Here is a 16,594-nt window from a genome sequence, read left to right as displayed (position 1 = left end):
ACGCTGACGCTCAAAGGCCGGGTGCGCTGACGCCCAGGGCGGGCAATGCTGATGCGCGGCGCCCATGCGAGGACGCGTGTCAGGGTTTGCCCGGCAGGGGCGTCACGCGCTCTTCGTTCTGGGCAAAAGCCGCATAGATCGACATTCCGTTGCGCGTGCGGCTCACGTCGATCACGCACATGTGACCATACGCGGTGTGGCTGCCGCAGCCGACCCCGGCATAGCGGAGCTCGCGGTTGAACAGCAGGTCCCGGTGGCCGCGGTCCGGCACACCATCATCGATGACCAACTGGCGGACCACATCATCGGCATCGGCATAGCCATAGGAGATGTCCTCTCCCACCAGCCTGCCGCCGCCCCGCCGCTGGACACGATCCCCGGGCGACGCGCCGTCCGGCGAGAAATGTCCCCGCGTCCCGAGCGCGCCCTGCACGACGGCATGGTCGCGTGCCGCCAGCCCGAGCAGTTCCCCGCGGCTCAAGGGCGGCAGCGGCGTCTGCAGTTCGAGAAAGGCGATCGCTTCCTCCACCGCATCCACGCCTTCGCGCGTGCTCTGCCCGCGCGCACGCCCCGGAAGATACAGCGTGTTCCCGCGGAAATGCGGCCGAAGCTGGCGCAGGCGTTCGGCATAGGCGGCAGGATTCTGGCGAATATGGTTGATGCGATCGAGCACCTGATCTTCAAGGCTCGGCGCATCACTTGCCGCAATCAGGATGCATGCACCACCTGCCAAGATGGCGCGCACTGCAATACGCACACCAGCCACAAGACACTCCACGTGCTTCGACCGTGGACCGGCCGAATAGATCGGCCTCTTGTGTCGTATCGGGCGCAAACATCTGGTTTAGCGGCTTGGTTATCGGGAAGGGATAATAGCTTGTTAACTGTATATTCTTCTGCCGTTCTGGTAGATTAGCGGTGCCGTACCGGAATTTCCCGCATGCGGCGCGTCGCGGGTCTTCGGGCTGTTCGTAGCGCCACGACGATGGCAGAGCGTTGGGCATGCGCGCTCCCGTCCCTGTTCCGTTCCAGCCGCGTCATCTTGCGCAGGCCCTGGCCCTGCAGTCGCAGGCCTATCCGGCGTTTCTGCTCGAGCCGGAGCCAGCCTTTGCAAGCCGGCTGGACGTGGCGGCGCCCTTCAACCTTGTCGTCGAGCGGGAGGGACAGCTGCTGGCCTATCTGCTCGCCCATGGCTGGCCGCGCGAGTCGCCGCCACCGGTCGGCGCCGTGCTCGACCCGGTGCTGAGCGGAGACACGCTGTATCTGCACGACCTCGCCGTCTCCCCGAAGGCGCGGGGTATGGGTATCGGGCAAGCACTGGTGGCGCATTGCTTCGATCTCGCCGCTGACGCTGGGCTGGAGCGCGCCGAACTGATCGCCGTGGAAGGCGCGGCCGACTTCTGGCAGCGCCTCGGCTTCCGTACGGGCAGCACTTCCCCCGCGCTCGCGGCCAAGGTCGCGCAGTACGGGCCCACCGCGCAGTGGATGTCGCGGCCGCTTTGACCGACGAAGTGTGGATTCGCCGCGCGCGCGGCGTTAGGCTGCCCAATCATCGCTTCCGGGGGATCCATTCTTGCGCCACAGCATCGTGATTGCGGCATCGTTCGCCGCCCTTCTCCTCGCGCCGCAAGCGCCGGCACAGGACAAGAAGGCAGACGCCGCCGCCGAAAAGGGCGAGGACAAGGCCGAGAAGGCCGAACTGCCGCCGCTGCCCGCCGACAAGACCATCAGCCAGACCGCCGTGATCGGCGGCAAGCCGGTTCGCTACCAGGCGACGATCGGCAAGCTTCCGGTCTACGATGCCAAGGGCAAGAAGATCGGCGAGGTGGTCTATACCGCCTATGTCGTGCCCGGCGGCGGACCGCAGCGGCCGGTAACCTTCGCCTTCAACGGCGGGCCGGGCGCTTCCTCGGTATATCTCAACCTGGGAGCGGTCGGGCCGAAGCGCGTCCAGTTCGGCGACAAGGGCGATGCACCGTCGGACGCGCCGCTGCTGATCGACAACCCCGCCAGCTGGCTGGACATGACCGACCTGGTGTTCATCGATCCGATCGGCACCGGCTTCAGCCGCAGCCTGGTCGATGAGGAAGCGACCAAGAAGGCTTTCTACGCCAACGAGCCCGACATCAAATATCTGTCGCGCATCGTCTATGACTGGCTGGTCAAAAGCGAGCGGCTGCGGTCGCCGAAATTCGTGATGGGCGAAAGCTATGGCGGCTATCGCGCGCCACGGATCGCCTACGAGCTGCAGACCCAGCTCGGCGTGGGGGTGAACGGCATCGTGATGGTGTCCCCCTATCTCGACCCCGCCGCCACCTCCGGTTCCGACGCGCTGTCGCCGCTGCCGTGGATGATTGCTCTTCCCTCGATGGCCGCCGGGCATCTGGAGCGCCAGGGCAAGCTCACCCCGCAGGCGATGGCCGGCATTGAAGCCTATACGCGCGGCGCCTTCGCGACCGATCTCCTGGCCGGTCGATCGGACCCGCAGGCGACGGCGCGGCTCAGCGCAAAGGTCACCGAGCTCACCGGGCTTGACTCCCGGCTGGTCAGCCGGCTGGACGGCCGAATCGACGAAGGCACCTATCTGCGCGAAGTCCACCGCGACGACGGCAAGATCGGCAGCGTCTATGATTCGAACGTCGACGCGTTCGACCCCTTCCCCCACGCCGCCGAGCGCAAGTCCGGCGACCCGATCCTCGAAGGGATCATCGCGCCGACCACCAGCGCCATGGTCGATTTCATCACCCGCGAGGTGGGCTGGAAGACGGATGCGCGCTACAATGCGCTCTCCTTCTCGGTCAACGCGGCGTGGGACCGCGGCACGCCCGATGATGCCCCGGTCAGCGAGCTGCGCAAGGCGATCGCGAACGATCCGAAGATGGGCGTGCTGATCGTGCACGGGTACAATGATCTGTCCTGCCCCTATTTCGGGTCCCGACTGATCATCGATCAGCTGCCGCGCTTCGGGGTGGAGCAGCGTGTGAAACTGGGAGTCTATCCGGGCGGCCACATGTTCTATTCGCGCCGCGCGAGTGCGGAGGCGTTCAAGGCCGACGCCCGCGTCCTGTATACGCGATGATGGATAGGAGCCCCTCCTCATCGGGAGGGGCTCTCCTTGCCTCAGTCGGCTTCCAGTTCGCTTTCCAGCTTGAGCACCCTGCCCCCGTCGGCCTGCTCCACCAGATAGGCGGGATTTTCCCTGGAGCCGTTGCGCACGATCTTGTCGCCCTTGATCGTGCGTTGCACGCGGCGATCGAACCGCTCGGCCACCTTGCCGTGGGCCTGGTTGCCGCCCCAGTTCCAGCGCACCGCGGCGCCCTTCGCGAAATGCTTGGTCATGCAGCGATAATCGCGCGAATTCGCGCGGTGTTCCGGCGCTGGGACACCGCGTCCGCTTGCCGGGCCCGCTCCAGCCGATTAAGGCCCCGAGCCAAATGCAACCCTCCGATCTTCGCGTCGCGCTCTTCAGCGGCAATTACAACTATGTTCGCGACGGTGCGAACCAGGCCCTGAACAAGCTCGTCGGCTTCCTTCTCGATCAGGGTGTAACCGTTCGCGTCTATTCACCGACAACCGATACGCCCGCCTTCCCGCCCACCGGCGATCTGGTGAGCGTGCCGGCCTGGCCGGTGCCGGGCGGCCGCGCCGAATACAAGTTCGCGACGGGGCTGCCGAAGAGCATCCGCGCGGACCTGGCTGCGTTTGCCCCGAACATGGTGCACGTCTCCGCTCCCGAATTCCTTTGTCACGGCGCAGTGAAATGGGCGGATCGCAACGGCGTCGCCACGCTGGCGTCGCTGCACACGCGCTTTGAGACCTATCCCGCCTATTACCATCTCGGCTTCGTCGAACCGTTGCTGATCAAGCTGCTGACGCGGTTCTACAATAGCGTCGATCAGGTGGTGACGCCGGGCGATTCCACCGCCGAGCTGATCCGCGGCTGGGGCGTGACGACGCCGATCCGCATCTGGTCGCGCGGGGTCGACCATGATCGCTTCAACCCTGCGCGCCGCAGCCTCGAATGGCGCCGCTCGCTGGGCATCGGCGATCAGGAATTCGCCGTCGGCTTTCTCGGCCGCCTGGTGCTTGAGAAGGGCCTCGACATCTTCGCGCAGGTCTGCAACCGGCTCACCGAGCGCGGCATTCCCCACAAGGTGCTGGTGATCGGCGAAGGCCCTGCGCGGCAGTGGTTCGCCGAGCATGTGCCGGGCGCGATCTTCACCGGGTTCCAGCGGGGTGACGATCTCGCCCGCGCGGTCGCCTCGATGGACGTGCTGTTCAACCCGTCGGTCACGGAGACCTTCGGCAACGTCACCTCCGAAGCGATGGCGTGCGGCGTTCCCATTGTCGCGGCACGCGCAACCGGCGCGATCGACCTGGTCGAAGAGGGCGTGAACGGCTTCCTCGTGCCCCCGCGCGACGTAGACGCCTATGCCGGCGCAATCGGCCGATTGATCGCGGACCCGGCGCTCGCCGCATCGGCGGGCGCGGCAGGGCACGAAAAGGCGCAGGCCTATGTGTGGGACCGAGTCAACCGCGCAGTGCTCGACAGCTATCTGGAAGTACTCGCCCGGCGCGCCTAGACAAGGGCTTCGCGGGCGGCGAGCACGAACCGGAGCTTCGATCCGCCCTGCACGCGGCTCTCCAGTTCAAGCGCCGTCTCATGGGCCTCCAGGATCCGCCGGGTGACCGCCAGCCCGATTCCCTGGCCGCCGCTGCTCGAGCACCCCCGCTCGGGGAAGGCACCGCCGGGAAAGCCCGGTCCGTTATCGGCGACGGCGATCTCGATGCCGTCGCTCACGGCACGGGCGGAAAGGACGATCCTGGGGCTTTCGGTATTGCCCAGCACCTGCGCGGCATTGCGCAGCAGGTTTGCGAGCACCTGGCCGATCTGCACCCGGTCGGCGAGCAACGCCCCCAGCCCGGCTTCGATCTCCACGTCGATCGTGGGCGCAGGGCGAGCCCAGGCGGCCTGGAACAGCTCCAGCGCTTCGTCGAACAGCACTTCTGCAGCAACGAACTCGGCATGGAGTTCGCCGCGCTCGACCAGCGTGCGCGTCCGCGCAACGATCTCCGACGAGCGGCTGATCTGCGCCCGCGCCCGCGCCAGTTGCCGGAGCACGTCGGGGCCCCCGGTGCCGCGCAGCGCCATCTCCACCGTGGCGATATAGTTCGACGCCGCCGATAGCGGCTGCACCATCTCGTGCGCCAGCATCGCCGCGGTTGCAGCCTCCTCTTCGGCGCCGCTGCGCGAAATGCTGCCGATCAGCGCCCGCTGCGCCTTCTCTAGCGCGTCGCGTGCCTTCATCGCCGCGAGCATCTCCGCCTCCACCAGCAACCGGTTCTTGGCGACCGCGACATAGCTGCAGATCGTGCGAAGGAACCGCAGCTCGGTTTCGGTGAAGGGAACGCCGCTGCGCCGCCCGAAGCCGAGCGTGCCGAGCAGCACTTCCCCATGCAGGAGCGGCGTGCAGGCATAGCTGTCGAGCCCCACGTCGCGGATGAAATTGGTCATCGGGTTTTCGCTGCCCTGCACCTGGGCAACGACGCGCGGCGTCCGATCGCGGGCGACCATGCCGCACACGGCCTGCCCGAACTGCAGGCGTGCGCCCGCTTCCCTCTGGGCCTGCGTCAGGCCGCCCGAGGCCTCCAACACGAGAAGATTCTCCGGTTCGGCCCGGTAGTGGAAATAAACGTCGAGCAGCAACTCGTCGCGAACCATCCCGAACAGATAATCGATCATCGCCGTTGGATCGGATGCGCCCAGCATTTTGCCCGCGCAGTCGGCGAGCAAGCCAAGCAAGCGCGCCTCGCGACGGTCTCCTGCGCTGGTTTCACTGCCGTGCATTCGTAGATCGACCATCTGTCTTCTCCCCTCCGCCGCTGCGCCACCGCATTTTTCGACAATCTATATCGACAAGGCTTCCCTGCTCAATCGCAGGATCGGCCCGCGCGCCCGGCACTTCCCTGGCAAACGATGCCAAAGCAAAGTCATGGCCGTCGCCGAGCAGTCGTATTTGTACCTACACACATCATTTCAAAGCCTTAACGAGGCCTGCGCCACTGATCCCGCAACAAGCACAAACCGATAAGGGGTCTTCCATGTCGCATCGCCTTCGCCTGACGCTCGCCGCCTCGTGCGCGCTGTTCGTCTTTCCCGCCCACGCCCAGAACGTCGACAAGGCCGACCCCGCCCCCGCCGCCAAGTCCGCACCGACGGCGCCCCAGGCGCCGAAGCAGGCGTTCACCACGGGCGTCGCCAAGGGCCGTGACCTGCTCGATTCGGCGATTTCGGCGAGCTCGATCGACGAGGACGAGATCCAGAAGATCGGTACGCGCTCGATCGCGGAAGTGCTGGGCAACATGCCGGGCATCCGCGCCGAGACCGCGGGCACCGATGGCCTGACCGCCGTCACCATTCGCGGCCTGCCGATGGCGGCGGACGGCTCCAAGTTCCTGCAGATCCAGGAAGACGGCCTTCCCGTGCTGGAGTTCGGCGACATCCACTTCGCCTCGACCACCGCGTTCCTGCGCACCGATCTCAGCCTGTCGCAGGTGCAGGCTATCCGCGGCGGTTCGGCCTCCACGTTCGCGTCGAACTCGCCGGGCGGCCTGGTGAACTTCATCTCGAAGACCGGCGAGGAAGACGGCGGCACGCTGCAGCTCTCGTCCGGGATCGACCATGAGTTGGGCCGCGCCGACTTCAACTATGGCGGCCATCTCAGCAAGACCGTGCGCTTCAACATCGGCGGGTTCTATCGCCAGGGCGAAGGCCCTCGCGCGACCGGCTACGACGCCTTCAAGGGCGGCCAGATCAAGATGAACGTCACCAAGACGTTCGGCAACGGCTATATCCGCGTGTACGGCAAGTATCTCGACGACCGCGAGCCGAACTACGCAATGGTGCCGGTGGCGGTGCGTGGCACCAACGCCGACCCGACGTACAGCACCATCGCGGGTTTCGATCCGCGCAAGGACACGCTCTATTCGCGCTACAAGTCGTCGATCCTCGCGCTCGACGGCAACAACAACGTGAGCAATGTCGACCTGCGCGACGGCAACCACAGCAAGGTCGCCTCGATCGGCCTGGAGGCGCAGTTCGACGTCGCCGGTTGGACGTTCAGCGATCGCATGCGCTACGCGGGGATTTCGGGCAGCTATAACGAGAGCAGCTCGCTGGCGCTGCTGCCCGCCGCCGCCCTCGCCCCCAGCTTTGCGGGCCCCGGCGCGACGCTGCGCTACGCGACCGGCCCGAATGCCGGCAAGGCGATCGCCAACCCGTCGACGCTGAACGGCAACGGCCTGCTGGTGTACGGGCTCGAGCTCCATTCGGACCTCGAGAAGCTGGACAACTTCACCAACGACTTCCGTGGCAGCCGCGTCTGGAACATGGGCAACGCCAAGCTGACCACCACCGCGGGCTTCTACGCCTCGTCGCAGGCGATGGTGCAGAACCTGGACTTCATCAACGACGTGTTCGACGTCGCCGGCGGCGGCAACTCCGCCTATGTCGACGTGCTCACCGCTGGCGGCGCTCCGATTACCCAGGGCGGCGTGCTTGCCTATGGCGTCCGCGGCACCGCCGCCTATCGCCGCCGTTACGATCTGCAGTTCCGCGTGTTCGCACCCTATGGCTCGGTGAACTACCAGATCGGTGCGCTGTCGATCGGCGGCAGCCTGCGCTATGATTTCGGCAAGGTGACCGGCACCCTTTACGGTGCCGATCTCGGCGGCGGCCGCGTCGGCACCGCTCCGGTCGACATGAACCGCGACGGCACCATTTCGCTGCCCGAGCGCAACGTGGCGGTGCTGCCGCTGTCGCAGCCAGGCCAGGCAGATTACAGCTACAACTACGCATCCTACTCGGTCGGCGTGAACTATCGCATCGCCGAGCCGCTCTCGGTGTTCGCGCGCTACAGCCGCGGCGCCCGTGCCAGTGCCGAGCGCCTCTATTTCTCGCCGGCGGTGAACCCGGCCTCGGGTGCGCTGACCGATCCGGCCATGGCCTATGGCCCGGTGAAGCAGGCCGAAGCGGGCGTGAAGTTTCGAAAGGACGGCGTGACGCTGTTCGCCACCGGCTTCTGGGCCTCGACCACCGACAAGAACCTGCAGGTCGGCGCCGACGCCAGCGGCGGCACGGTCGTGCTGCAGATCGACCGAGACTACAGCGCGAAGGGTATCGAGCTGGAAGGCCTGTTCGAGCATGGCCCGCTGAGCCTGCGCCTCGGCGCGACCTACACCAAGGCGAAGATCGATGCCGACAAGGCGGACAAGACGCTAGTCGGCAACACCCCGCGCCACCAGCCGGACCTAATCTTCCAGGCGACTCCCCAGTTCGAGGTCAAGCGCTTCACCATCGGCACCAACCTGATCGGCACCACCAGCAGCTTTGCGCAGGACGGCAACCTGCTGAAGCAGCCGGGCTACACCATCGTCAGCCCGTTCGTGCAGTTCCGCCCGGTCAACGGCCTGCAGCTCGGTCTGAACGTCTACAACGTGTTCGACAAGCTGGCGTTCGTGTCGGTGAATTCGGCGGCGGTGCCGGCCTCGGGTGTCGCCACCGCGCAGACCCTCACCGGTCGCACGATCACGGGCTCGGTCCGCTTCAGCTTCTGATCCGGACGGCCGAAAACAAGGGGCGGGAACCGCGTGTTCCCGCCCCTTTTCATACGTTACTGCCAGTCGAACTGCAGCTCGCCCTCGCGAAAGGCGAAGCGATCAAGGTGCCGGGCAACCGCGCCCTTCAGGCCCTCCAGCTGCTCGTCCGAGGTCGCGTCGATCCGCACCTCCAGGCCGGTCTCGGCGACGTCGAACGCCACCACCGCATCTCCCGGATGGTCTGCGCCGCGCGCATCCTTGGGGAAGATCACCGTGCCGTTCTCCGGCGTGAACTCCACCTGCAGATTATGCTGCCAATGCTTGCACAGCTGCTGAAGGTAGCGGCTGGCATGCTCGGTCGGCACGAGCGCGTGGCTGGTGTAGCGGGCAATCGTCATTCGTCTCTCCTTCGCGGCGGCGGGGACGAGCCCCAGACGCCGGCGTAACACCTCGATCCGCGGCATCGTTGCCTAGAGCCGCTCGATCTTGCGCGCGGCCTCGTCCAGAATCTCGGCGATCGCGTGCAGCCGCTCCGGATCGACGTCCTCGTCGAACACGCTGGCGGCGAGCACGGTCTTGAGGTTGTGCATCGCCCGGCGGACCGGGCCGCCGCTGGTGCGGGCATGGCGCTCGCCCAGATCCGCCAGCCGCTGGAACAACGCTGCGACTTCTGCTGCATTCTCCGCGAGATGCGCGGTGCCGGCGGCGGTGATCGCGAACTGCTTCTTGGCGCCCTCACTCTTGTGCTCGGCGATCAGGTCCATGTCGTCGAGCATGGTCAATGTGGGATAGACGACGCCGGGGCTGGGCGCATAGGCGCCGTTCGAGCGCGCCTCGATCTCGCGGATCAGGTCATAGCCGTGGCGCGGCGCCTCTTCGATCAGCTTGAGCAGGAGGAGGCGGAGCTCGTCGCCGCCGAACATGCGGCGCCCCCGCCCGCCCTGGCCGCGCTCGCCCATGGCGAAGGCCATGTCAAAGCCGCCGGGAAAGCCCCCGCCCCAGCCGCCGCGTCCGCGGGGACCGAAATGACGGCCGTGATGATGGTGATGATGGCCATGACGGCCGAAGTGGAAAAACATGGTGTTCAGCATCCTGTGCGAGTCTCGATGCGCACAAGATATATCTTGAAAGCGATTGTGCAAGTCTCTCTTTAGCCCCTCCTCCTGGGAGAATGAGTTTAGGGTGGGGGGCGTACAGACCAGAAGTTCGGTCTCGGTGAGACACAGCCTCACCCCAACCCCTCCCCCGGAAGGGAAGGGGCCAAGAAATGCAGTCAATGCGTCAGCATTGCCCGCACCGTCGGGCGCACGAAGGGCAGCCCTGCCCCCAGCCGCAGCACGGCGTGCCGCATCGCCCGCGCCGGCAGCCGCTCGTCGGTGAACAGCCGCACCAGCAGGTTGGTGCCCGTATAGAGCGGCTTGCAGGCCGCGCGGTGCCCGTTCTCGAACCGCCGCAGCACCGCCGGCAGCGCGGGATCCATGCCTCGCCGGACGGCGTCGCGCACCTCGGCCGCGAGCAGCGCCTGTCCGCTGAGCCCCAGGTTGAAGCCGTGCGCGGTCACCGGATGCATACCAACCGCCGCGTCACCGATCAGCGCCGCCCGCCCGCTGACGAACTGGTGCGCCCAGGTAGTGACCAGCGGATAGACGTTGCGATCGCTCACCACCTCCATGCGCCCCAGCCGCTGGCGGAACCGGCGGGTGAGATCGCGGCCGAGTGCCGCATCGTCGAACGCCGCGACGCGCCGCGCCGCGTCTTCCGGCAGCGTCAGCACCGCACCCGCCAAGTTCCCGTTCAGCGGCAACAAGGCGAGCGTCTGGCGGTGATCGAACCATTCGAGCGCCGTTTCGCCGTGCGGCAGTTCGTGCCGGACGCGGACGACCATCATCGATCGGCCGAGCGGGTTGATGTCGGCATCGATGCCGAGGGACTCGCGCGTCTTGGAGAGGCGCGAATCCGCCACCACGAGCAGGCGTGCCCGCACGACATCCCCGGAGGAGAGCAACACCTCCGCGCGCGGCCCGGTCGCGCCGGAACGGGCATGCACCACCTCCGCGCCCGGGATCAGCCGCACGCTCGGCTGGTTCCGCACGGCGTCGTACAGCGCCGCCCGGATGCGGTGGTTGGGCACCAGATAGCCGAGCTGCGCGTCCCCCTCGCCCGCAGTGAAGTTGAGGGAAAAGGGCGAATCACCGTTGACCACCTTCGCCGCGCGCATCGGCGCGATTTCGTCCGCCGGCAGCCGCGCCCACGCGCCAAGCTGTTCGAGAATGCGCTTCGAGCCATGGGTCAGCGCGATCTCGCGCCCGTCGAAGCGCGGGTTCTCCAGGGCTTCCAGCGGCGCGCGCTCGAGCAGCACGATGCTCAGCCCGCTGTCTTCGAGCGAACGCGCGAAGGCGAGGCCCGCCGGCCCTCCCCCGACAATGACGACGTCGCAGTCCATGCCCGATCCTCCTAACCTCGAATCCACGCCCCATTGGGTGCGGCCACGCCTCCACCGGCCGTCATCCCGGCGGAAGCCGGGATGACGAAGGATTTGGAGGAGCAGCCGCTGCCCAGCCTTGCGCCCGATCAACCTGCGGGATGCAAATCGCAGCACAGCCGCCTATCTTGGCCGCAATGGCCGACCTTTTTGCGACCCACGAACAACCCGCCGCCGAGACCACGCCCACCGGCGGACCGCTGGCTGATCGCCTGCGCCCGCAAAGGCTCGACGAGGTCGTCGGGCAGGAGCATCTCACCGGACCGCAAGGGGCCATCGGTCGCATGGTGGCGGCGGGCAAGCTCAGCTCGATCATCTTCTGGGGGCCGCCGGGTACCGGCAAGACCACCATGTCGCGCCTGCTCGCGGATGCCGTGGGGCTGCGTTTCGTGGCGATCTCCGCCGTGTTCTCGGGTGTCGCCGACCTCAAGAAGGTCTTCGCCGAGGCGCGCGATCATGCCCGGATCGGCAAGCGCACGCTGTTGTTCGTGGACGAGATCCACCGCTTCAACCGCGCCCAGCAGGACGGCTTCCTCCCCTATGTGGAGGACGGGACGGTCACGCTGGTCGGCGCGACGACCGAGAACCCCTCGTTCGAGCTGAACGCCGCGCTGCTCAGCCGCGCGCAGGTGCTGATCCTGCACAGGCTCGGTCACGAAGCGCTGAGCCAGCTGCTCGATCGCGCCGAGGCGCTAGAGGAGCGCCCCCTGCCCCTGACGCCGCAAGCGCGTGACGCGCTGGTGGCGAGCGCAGACGGCGACGGGCGCTTCCTGCTCAACCAGGCCGAAACCCTGTTCTCCGTCCAGTTCGAGGCGCCGCTCGATCCGGCCGGGCTCTCCGCCTTCCTGCAGCGCCGGGTCGCGGTGTACGACAAGGACCGCGAGGGGCATTACAACCTGATCTCGGCGCTGCATAAATCCGTCCGCGGATCCGATCCGCAGGCCGCGCTCTACTATCTCGCGCGCATGCTCACTGCCGGCGAGGAGCCGCTCTACCTGCTGCGGCGGCTCGTTCGCATGGCGGTGGAGGATATCGGCATGGCCGATCCGAACGCGCTGGTGCAGTGCATGGCGGCCAAGGACACCTATGATTTTCTCGGCTCGCCCGAGGGGGAGCTGGCGATCGTCCAGGCATGTCTCTACCTGGCGACAGCACCCAAGTCGAATGCCGCCTACAAGGCGCAAAAGGCGGCATGGAAGGTGGCGAAGGAAACCGGCTCGCTGATGCCGCCGCAGAACATCCTCAACGCCCCGACCAAGCTGATGAAGCAGATCGGCTATGGCACCGGCTACACCTATGATCACGATGCCGAGGGCGGGTTCTCCGGCGACAATTACTGGCCGGAGGGGATGGAGCCGCAGACCTTCTACACCCCCACCGATCGCGGGCACGAGAAACGCGTGTCGGAACGGCTGGCCTGGTGGGCGGCGATGCGGGAGCAGCGACGCGATGGATGATGGGGAGAATGCCTGCGCCGTCGGCATGCCGCTGCCCGACATGTTCGTGGCAGCGCAGCGGGGCTGTGCCGGGGAGGCGCGGCGCCTCGCCGCCGACACGAGGCCACGCCCCTGAACTTCACCGACTTCATCGCGATCGACTGGTCCGGCCAGGCGGTGGAGCGGCCCAAGGGCCTCGCTGTCGCGCATGCGCGGACTGGCGACGCCGCCCCTATTCTGATCGACCGCGCCTGGTCGCGGGGGGACATCCTTGGCTTTCTGGAGGAGCTGGCGCTGGCCGGCACGCGCGCGCTGATCGGGCTCGATCTCTCCCCCGCCTTCCCCTTCGCCGACGCCGGTGCCTACTTCCCCGGCTGGACCGAGAGCCCCGCAGATGGCCCCGCGCTCTGGGCGTTGGTCGATCGCCTGTCGGAAGCGGATCCGCATCTGGCGGCCACCAGCTTCGTCCGGCATGCCGAAGCGCGGCGGCACTTCCGGCAGATGGGCGATTGCGGAGACCTGTTTCCCGGCGGCCGCGGTCGGTTCCGGGTGTGCGAGATCGGCCAGGAAGCGATGGCCCTGTCGCCGTACAGCTGCTTCAACCTTGTGGGCGCAAGCCAGGTGGGCAAATCGAGCCTGACCGGGATGCGCGTGCTGCACCGGCTCCGCGGCCGGGTTGGCCTGTGGCCGTTCGATCCGCTGCCGGACCGCGGCCCCGTGCTGGTGGAAATCTATACATCGCTTGCCGCGCGGCTGGCCGGGATGCGCAAGGGCATCTCCAAGATTCGGGATGCCGGGACGCTGGACACCATGCTCGCCGCGTTCGGCTCGGCACCGCACGCCCCGCTCCCCCGCTATGACGATCATGCCACCGACGCCGTCCTGAGCGCGGCCTGGCTGCGGGTCGCGGCGCGGCAGTCCGGCCTGTGGGAACCCGCCGGCCTGACACCCGAACTGGCGCGCACGGAGGGCTGGACCTTCGGCGTGCGCTAAGGAATAGGACTTTTTTATAACCTTCCGTACGAGGCCGAATACCGCATGCGTCGATTGCTCGAAGTCTGTGTGGAAGACATTGGCGGCATCGAAGCCGCGATCGAAGGCGGCGCGGACCGCCTGGAGCTTTGCGCCGCGCTGGCGGTAGGCGGGCTCACCCCCCCTGCGTCGCTGATCGCGGCCGCCGCACAGGCGCCGATACCGGTACACCTGCTCGCCCGGCCGCGCGACGGCAACTTCAGCTATACCGCCGCCGAAGCGGCGCTGGTCGCCGCCGACATCCGCGCGGCGGCAGAAGCCGGCCTCGCCGGCGTTGTGATCGGTGCCTGCAGCACCGATTACCGGCTGGATGCCGCGATGCTCGCTGGCTGGGTCGAGGTTGCGCGCGGAACCGGGCACCCATTGTCGCTGACGCTGCACCGCGCATTCGACCTGTGCTCCGATCCCCTCGCGGCGCTGGAAACGGCGATCGGCCTCGGCTTCGATCGGATCCTCACCTCGGGCTGTGCCCCCAAGGCGATCGACGGGCGCGAGACGCTGGCGGCGCTCGTCCGCGCGGCGGGCGACCGGCTGACCATCCTTGCCGGCAGCGGGATCGACGCGACGACGCTGCCCGCGATCCTCGAAACCGGCGTGCGCGAGGTGCATGCCTCGTGCCGCAGCCCGCTTGAAAGCGGCGATGCCCAAGAGATCGCCTTTGGCTTCCAGGCCGGCCCTCGTCTTGCCACCGATCGGGCAAAGGTTTGCGCGCTGGGTAAATTGCTCCAAGCGCAAGCTAGCGCTTGAACAATACCAATATGTAACTTATCCCTGACTCGGTCATAGCCAGTGGAGGCAATGGGGGACATGATCGCTGAAATCGAAAAGCCCGCAGGCGGTGCGACGCTGATGGCGTCCGAGGCTGCCGAAGCTGGTGAAGCGGTCCGCCGCCTGCTCGACGCAAATGCGCCCGCGATCGCTGCACTCGCGCGCGACTTGCGAGCGAACCCGCCCGCGCTGGTCGTCACCTGTGCCCGGGGATCGTCCGATCACTCGGCCACCTACGGCAAATATCTGATCGAGACGATGATCGGCGTGCCGGTTGCGTCCGCCGCGCCCTCCGTCGCATCGGTGTTCGAGGCGCCTGTCTCCACCTCCCGCGCGCTGTGCATCGCCGTGTCGCAGAGCGGCCGCAGCCCGGACCTGCTCGCCACCGTGAAGGCGTACCAGCAGGCCGGTGCCCGCGTGGTCGCGTTCGTCAACGACGAGGAATCGCCGCTCGCCGAAATCGCGGACACGACCATCGGCCTGAAGGCCGGCCCGGAGCGCTCGGTAGCGGCGACCAAGTCCTACATCACCGCCCTCGCCGCCTTTGCCGCGCTGGTTGCCGAATGGGCGCAGGACGAAGCCCTGGGCGCGGCGCTGACAGCGCTGCCTGAACAGCTGGAGCAGGCGCGCGACTTGGACTGGAGCCCGGTCGTCGAGACGCTGCGCAACGCCACCAACCTGTTCGTGATCGGCCGGGGCTACAGCTTCGCGGTCGCGCAGGAAGCTGCGCTGAAGTTCAAGGAAACCTGCAGCCTGCACGCCGAGGCGTTCAGCGCTGCGGAGGTCCGCCATGGCCCGATGGCGATCGTCGGCGAAGGCTTCCCCGTGCTTGCCTTCGCAACGTCCGATGTCGCAGGCGACAGCGTTCGTGAAGCCTCGGCCGAGTTTGCCGCACGCAGCGCCCGCCTCTGCCTGGCCGACGCCAAGGCCGGCGATGCCTCGCCCCTGCCGGTGCTCGCCGGCCACCCGGCGCTGGAGCCGATCCTGATGGTCCAGAGCTTCTATCCGATGGTCAACGCGCTCTCGCTGGCGCGCGGCAACAACCCGGACGCACCGCTGTATCTCCGCAAGGTGACCGAGACTCGATGAGCAGTTTCCGCTTCGTCAACGGCCATATCGTCACCGCCGCCGGCACGCTGCCGCACGCGGTCATCGAGGTCGAGCAGGGCCGCATCGTCTCGATTTCCGCCGATGGTACGGGCGCCGACACGATCGACCTCGACGGTGGATGGATCGTGCCGGGCTTCATCGACGTCCAGGTCAATGGCGGCGGCGGCGTGCTGTTCAACGACGCGACCACCGTCGAGGGTATCGCGGCGATCGGCGCAGCGCATGCCAAGTTCGGCACCACCGGCTTCCTGCCGACGCTGATCAGCGACGTGCCGGAAGTGATTGCCCGGGCGCTCGACGCGACCGACGCCGCGATCGCCGCAGGCGTGGCCGGTGTGGTGGGCGTGCATATCGAAGGCCCGATCCTCAACAAGGCGCGCAAGGGCATTCACGACGCCGACAAGTTCTGTGGACTCGATGCCGCGATGGTCGAACTGCTCAGCCGCCCGCGGCGGGGCAAGGTGCTGGTGACGCTGGCGCCGGAAATGGTCGATCTCGCCGATGTCCGCCGCTTGGCCGATGCCGGCGTGCTGCTTGCCATCGGCCATAGCGACGCGACCTACGAGACCGCCCGTGCCGCGTTCGACGCGGGCATGACCGGCGTGACGCACCTGTACAACGCGATGTCGCCGCTGCTCCACCGCGCCCCCGGCGTGGTCGGCGCGGCGCTGGAAAACCAGACCGCCTATTGCGGCATCATCCCGGACGGCTTCCACGTCCATGACGCGGCGCTGCGAATCGCGCTCGCCGCCCGCCCGCACGATCGCTTCCTGCTGGTCACCGATGCCATGCCGAACGTAGGCTCGAACATGACGTCGTTCGATCTGCACGGCCAGCACATCCGCGTCGAAGGCGGCCGGCTGCTCGGCGTCGACGGCACCCTGGCCGGCTCCGCGCTCGATATGACTGGCGCGTTCCGCCACATGGTCACGCGCGTCGGCACCTCGCCGGAGGATGCTGCGATGATGGCTTCGGCCAGCCCCGCCGCCTTCCTCGGCCTGTCGCACGAGCGGGGCACGCTTGCCCCCGGCCTGCGTGCCGACTGGGTGCAGATGACCCGCGACTTCCAGCCCGCCGGTTGCTGGATCGGCGCAACCCGCTTCCCCTGAGCCCTCGGAGACCCGCCCTGAGCACGACCGCGCCGCCCTCTTCTCACGACGACGCCACT

Annotated in this window: 15 protein-coding genes; 9 read left to right on the top strand and 6 right to left on the bottom strand. The window is 67.4% G+C overall.

Annotated features, from left to right (window positions below; all coding sequences use genetic code 11):
* Positions 1 to 79 precede the first annotated feature (79 nt).
* A complete protein-coding gene (locus V7E00_RS05225) occupies positions 80 to 766 on the bottom strand; it encodes a CAP domain-containing protein (RefSeq protein WP_333571610.1) in 687 nt (228 codons plus the stop codon).
* A 236-nt stretch (positions 767 to 1,002) separates the two neighbouring features.
* Between V7E00_RS05225 and V7E00_RS05220 the strand changes: the two genes are divergently transcribed.
* Both V7E00_RS05220 and V7E00_RS05215 read left to right on the top strand, forming a co-directional pair.
* Positions 1,003 to 1,503 (top strand): GNAT family N-acetyltransferase, encoded by a 501-nt coding sequence (locus tag V7E00_RS05220; RefSeq protein ID WP_333571609.1) that lies wholly within the window; start codon positions 1,003 to 1,005, stop codon positions 1,501 to 1,503.
* A gap of 70 nt (positions 1,504 to 1,573) precedes the next feature.
* On the top strand, positions 1,574 to 3,079 hold the full coding sequence (locus V7E00_RS05215) for a S10 family peptidase (RefSeq protein ID WP_333571608.1): 1,506 nt from the start codon (positions 1,574 to 1,576) through the stop codon (positions 3,077 to 3,079).
* Between the two features lie 41 nt (positions 3,080 to 3,120).
* Here the strand turns inward: V7E00_RS05215 and V7E00_RS05210 are convergent, their stop codons facing one another.
* Entirely contained in the window at positions 3,121 to 3,339 is a 219-nt protein-coding gene (locus V7E00_RS05210; protein WP_333571607.1) for a DUF2945 domain-containing protein, read from the bottom strand.
* A 95-nt stretch (positions 3,340 to 3,434) separates the two neighbouring features.
* On the opposite strand from V7E00_RS05210, the gene V7E00_RS05205 reads away from it, so the two are divergent.
* The gene (locus tag V7E00_RS05205; RefSeq protein ID WP_333571606.1) at positions 3,435 to 4,583 is read left to right on the top strand and encodes a glycosyltransferase family 4 protein; all 1,149 of its coding nucleotides are present in this window, start codon (positions 3,435 to 3,437) and stop codon (positions 4,581 to 4,583) included.
* Here the strand turns inward: V7E00_RS05205 and V7E00_RS05200 are convergent.
* On the bottom strand, positions 4,580 to 5,863 hold the full coding sequence (locus V7E00_RS05200; RefSeq protein WP_333571605.1) for a GAF domain-containing sensor histidine kinase: 1,284 nt from the start codon (positions 5,861 to 5,863) through the stop codon (positions 4,580 to 4,582). The two genes, V7E00_RS05205 and V7E00_RS05200, sit on opposite strands and share 4 nt — an antisense overlap.
* A 239-nt stretch (positions 5,864 to 6,102) precedes the next feature.
* Between V7E00_RS05200 and V7E00_RS05195 the strand changes: the two genes are divergently transcribed.
* Positions 6,103 to 8,616: a TonB-dependent receptor gene (locus V7E00_RS05195; RefSeq protein ID WP_333571604.1), complete on the top strand. Its 2,514-nt coding sequence runs from the start codon at positions 6,103 to 6,105 to the stop codon at positions 8,614 to 8,616.
* Positions 8,617 to 8,672: 56 nt separating this feature from the next.
* Here the strand turns inward: V7E00_RS05195 and V7E00_RS05190 are convergent, their stop codons facing one another.
* The 3 genes from V7E00_RS05190 to ubiM all read right to left on the bottom strand — a co-directional run bounded on the left by V7E00_RS05190 (position 8,673) and on the right by ubiM (position 11,041).
* On the bottom strand, positions 8,673 to 8,996 hold the full coding sequence (locus tag V7E00_RS05190) for a DUF2218 domain-containing protein (protein WP_333571603.1): 324 nt from the start codon (positions 8,994 to 8,996) through the stop codon (positions 8,673 to 8,675).
* 72 nt (positions 8,997 to 9,068) lie between these two features.
* Positions 9,069 to 9,677 (bottom strand): PadR family transcriptional regulator, encoded by a 609-nt coding sequence (locus V7E00_RS05185; protein WP_443019173.1) that lies wholly within the window; start codon positions 9,675 to 9,677, stop codon positions 9,069 to 9,071.
* A gap of 194 nt (positions 9,678 to 9,871) precedes the next feature.
* Positions 9,872 to 11,041 (bottom strand): 5-demethoxyubiquinol-8 5-hydroxylase UbiM, encoded by a 1,170-nt coding sequence (gene ubiM / locus V7E00_RS05180; protein WP_333571602.1) that lies wholly within the window; start codon positions 11,039 to 11,041, stop codon positions 9,872 to 9,874.
* Between the two features lie 176 nt (positions 11,042 to 11,217).
* Between ubiM and V7E00_RS05175 the strand changes: the two genes are divergently transcribed.
* The 5 genes from V7E00_RS05175 (at position 11,218) to nagA (ending at position 16,535) form a co-directional block, all read left to right on the top strand.
* Positions 11,218 to 12,537, top strand: coding sequence for a replication-associated recombination protein A (locus V7E00_RS05175; RefSeq protein ID WP_333571601.1), 1,320 nt, complete (start codon positions 11,218 to 11,220; stop codon positions 12,535 to 12,537).
* 63 nt (positions 12,538 to 12,600) lie between these two features.
* Positions 12,601 to 13,509 carry a hypothetical protein gene (locus V7E00_RS05170; RefSeq protein WP_443019172.1) on the top strand — a complete coding sequence of 303 codons (909 nt, stop codon included), beginning with the start codon at positions 12,601 to 12,603 and terminating at the stop codon, positions 13,507 to 13,509.
* Between the two features lie 45 nt (positions 13,510 to 13,554).
* Complete coding sequence (locus tag V7E00_RS05165) at positions 13,555 to 14,295, top strand: copper homeostasis protein CutC (protein WP_333571600.1); 741 nt, start codon at positions 13,555 to 13,557, stop codon at positions 14,293 to 14,295.
* A 60-nt stretch (positions 14,296 to 14,355) separates the two neighbouring features.
* On the top strand, positions 14,356 to 15,405 hold the full coding sequence (locus tag V7E00_RS05160; protein ID WP_333571599.1) for an SIS domain-containing protein: 1,050 nt from the start codon (positions 14,356 to 14,358) through the stop codon (positions 15,403 to 15,405).
* A complete protein-coding gene (gene nagA / locus V7E00_RS05155) occupies positions 15,402 to 16,535 on the top strand; it encodes an N-acetylglucosamine-6-phosphate deacetylase (protein ID WP_333571598.1) in 1,134 nt (377 codons plus the stop codon). Before V7E00_RS05160 ends, nagA begins: the two co-directional genes overlap by 4 nt.
* Positions 16,536 to 16,594: the final 59 nt, after the last annotated feature.

Source organism: Sphingomonas sp. (genome assembly GCF_036731925.1).
In the GTDB taxonomy this organism is placed as follows: domain Bacteria; phylum Pseudomonadota; class Alphaproteobacteria; order Sphingomonadales; family Sphingomonadaceae; genus Sphingomonas.
This window is presented reverse-complemented; position numbering and strand designations above follow the sequence as displayed.

What these genes read in the sequence shown, in the direction of transcription:
- V7E00_RS05200 (WP_333571605.1), bottom strand. Translation starts at nt 5,863, where the DNA reads ATGGTCGATCTACGAATGCACGGCAGTGAAACCAGCGCAGGAGACCGT.
- V7E00_RS05160 (WP_333571599.1), top strand. Translation starts at nt 14,356, where the DNA reads ATGATCGCTGAAATCGAAAAGCCCGCAGGCGGTGCGACGCTGATGGCG.
- V7E00_RS05185 (WP_443019173.1), bottom strand. Translation starts at nt 9,677, where the DNA reads ATGTTTTTCCACTTCGGCCGTCATGGCCATCATCACCATCATCACGGC.
- ubiM (WP_333571602.1), bottom strand. Translation starts at nt 11,041, where the DNA reads ATGGACTGCGACGTCGTCATTGTCGGGGGAGGGCCGGCGGGCCTCGCC.
- V7E00_RS05175 (WP_333571601.1), top strand. Translation starts at nt 11,218, where the DNA reads ATGGCCGACCTTTTTGCGACCCACGAACAACCCGCCGCCGAGACCACG.
- V7E00_RS05205 (WP_333571606.1), top strand. Translation starts at nt 3,435, where the DNA reads ATGCAACCCTCCGATCTTCGCGTCGCGCTCTTCAGCGGCAATTACAAC.
- nagA (WP_333571598.1), top strand. Translation starts at nt 15,402, where the DNA reads ATGAGCAGTTTCCGCTTCGTCAACGGCCATATCGTCACCGCCGCCGGC.
- V7E00_RS05195 (WP_333571604.1), top strand. Translation starts at nt 6,103, where the DNA reads ATGTCGCATCGCCTTCGCCTGACGCTCGCCGCCTCGTGCGCGCTGTTC.
- V7E00_RS05190 (WP_333571603.1), bottom strand. Translation starts at nt 8,996, where the DNA reads ATGACGATTGCCCGCTACACCAGCCACGCGCTCGTGCCGACCGAGCAT.
- V7E00_RS05210 (WP_333571607.1), bottom strand. Translation starts at nt 3,339, where the DNA reads ATGACCAAGCATTTCGCGAAGGGCGCCGCGGTGCGCTGGAACTGGGGC.
- V7E00_RS05220 (WP_333571609.1), top strand. Translation starts at nt 1,003, where the DNA reads ATGCGCGCTCCCGTCCCTGTTCCGTTCCAGCCGCGTCATCTTGCGCAG.
- V7E00_RS05165 (WP_333571600.1), top strand. Translation starts at nt 13,555, where the DNA reads ATGCGTCGATTGCTCGAAGTCTGTGTGGAAGACATTGGCGGCATCGAA.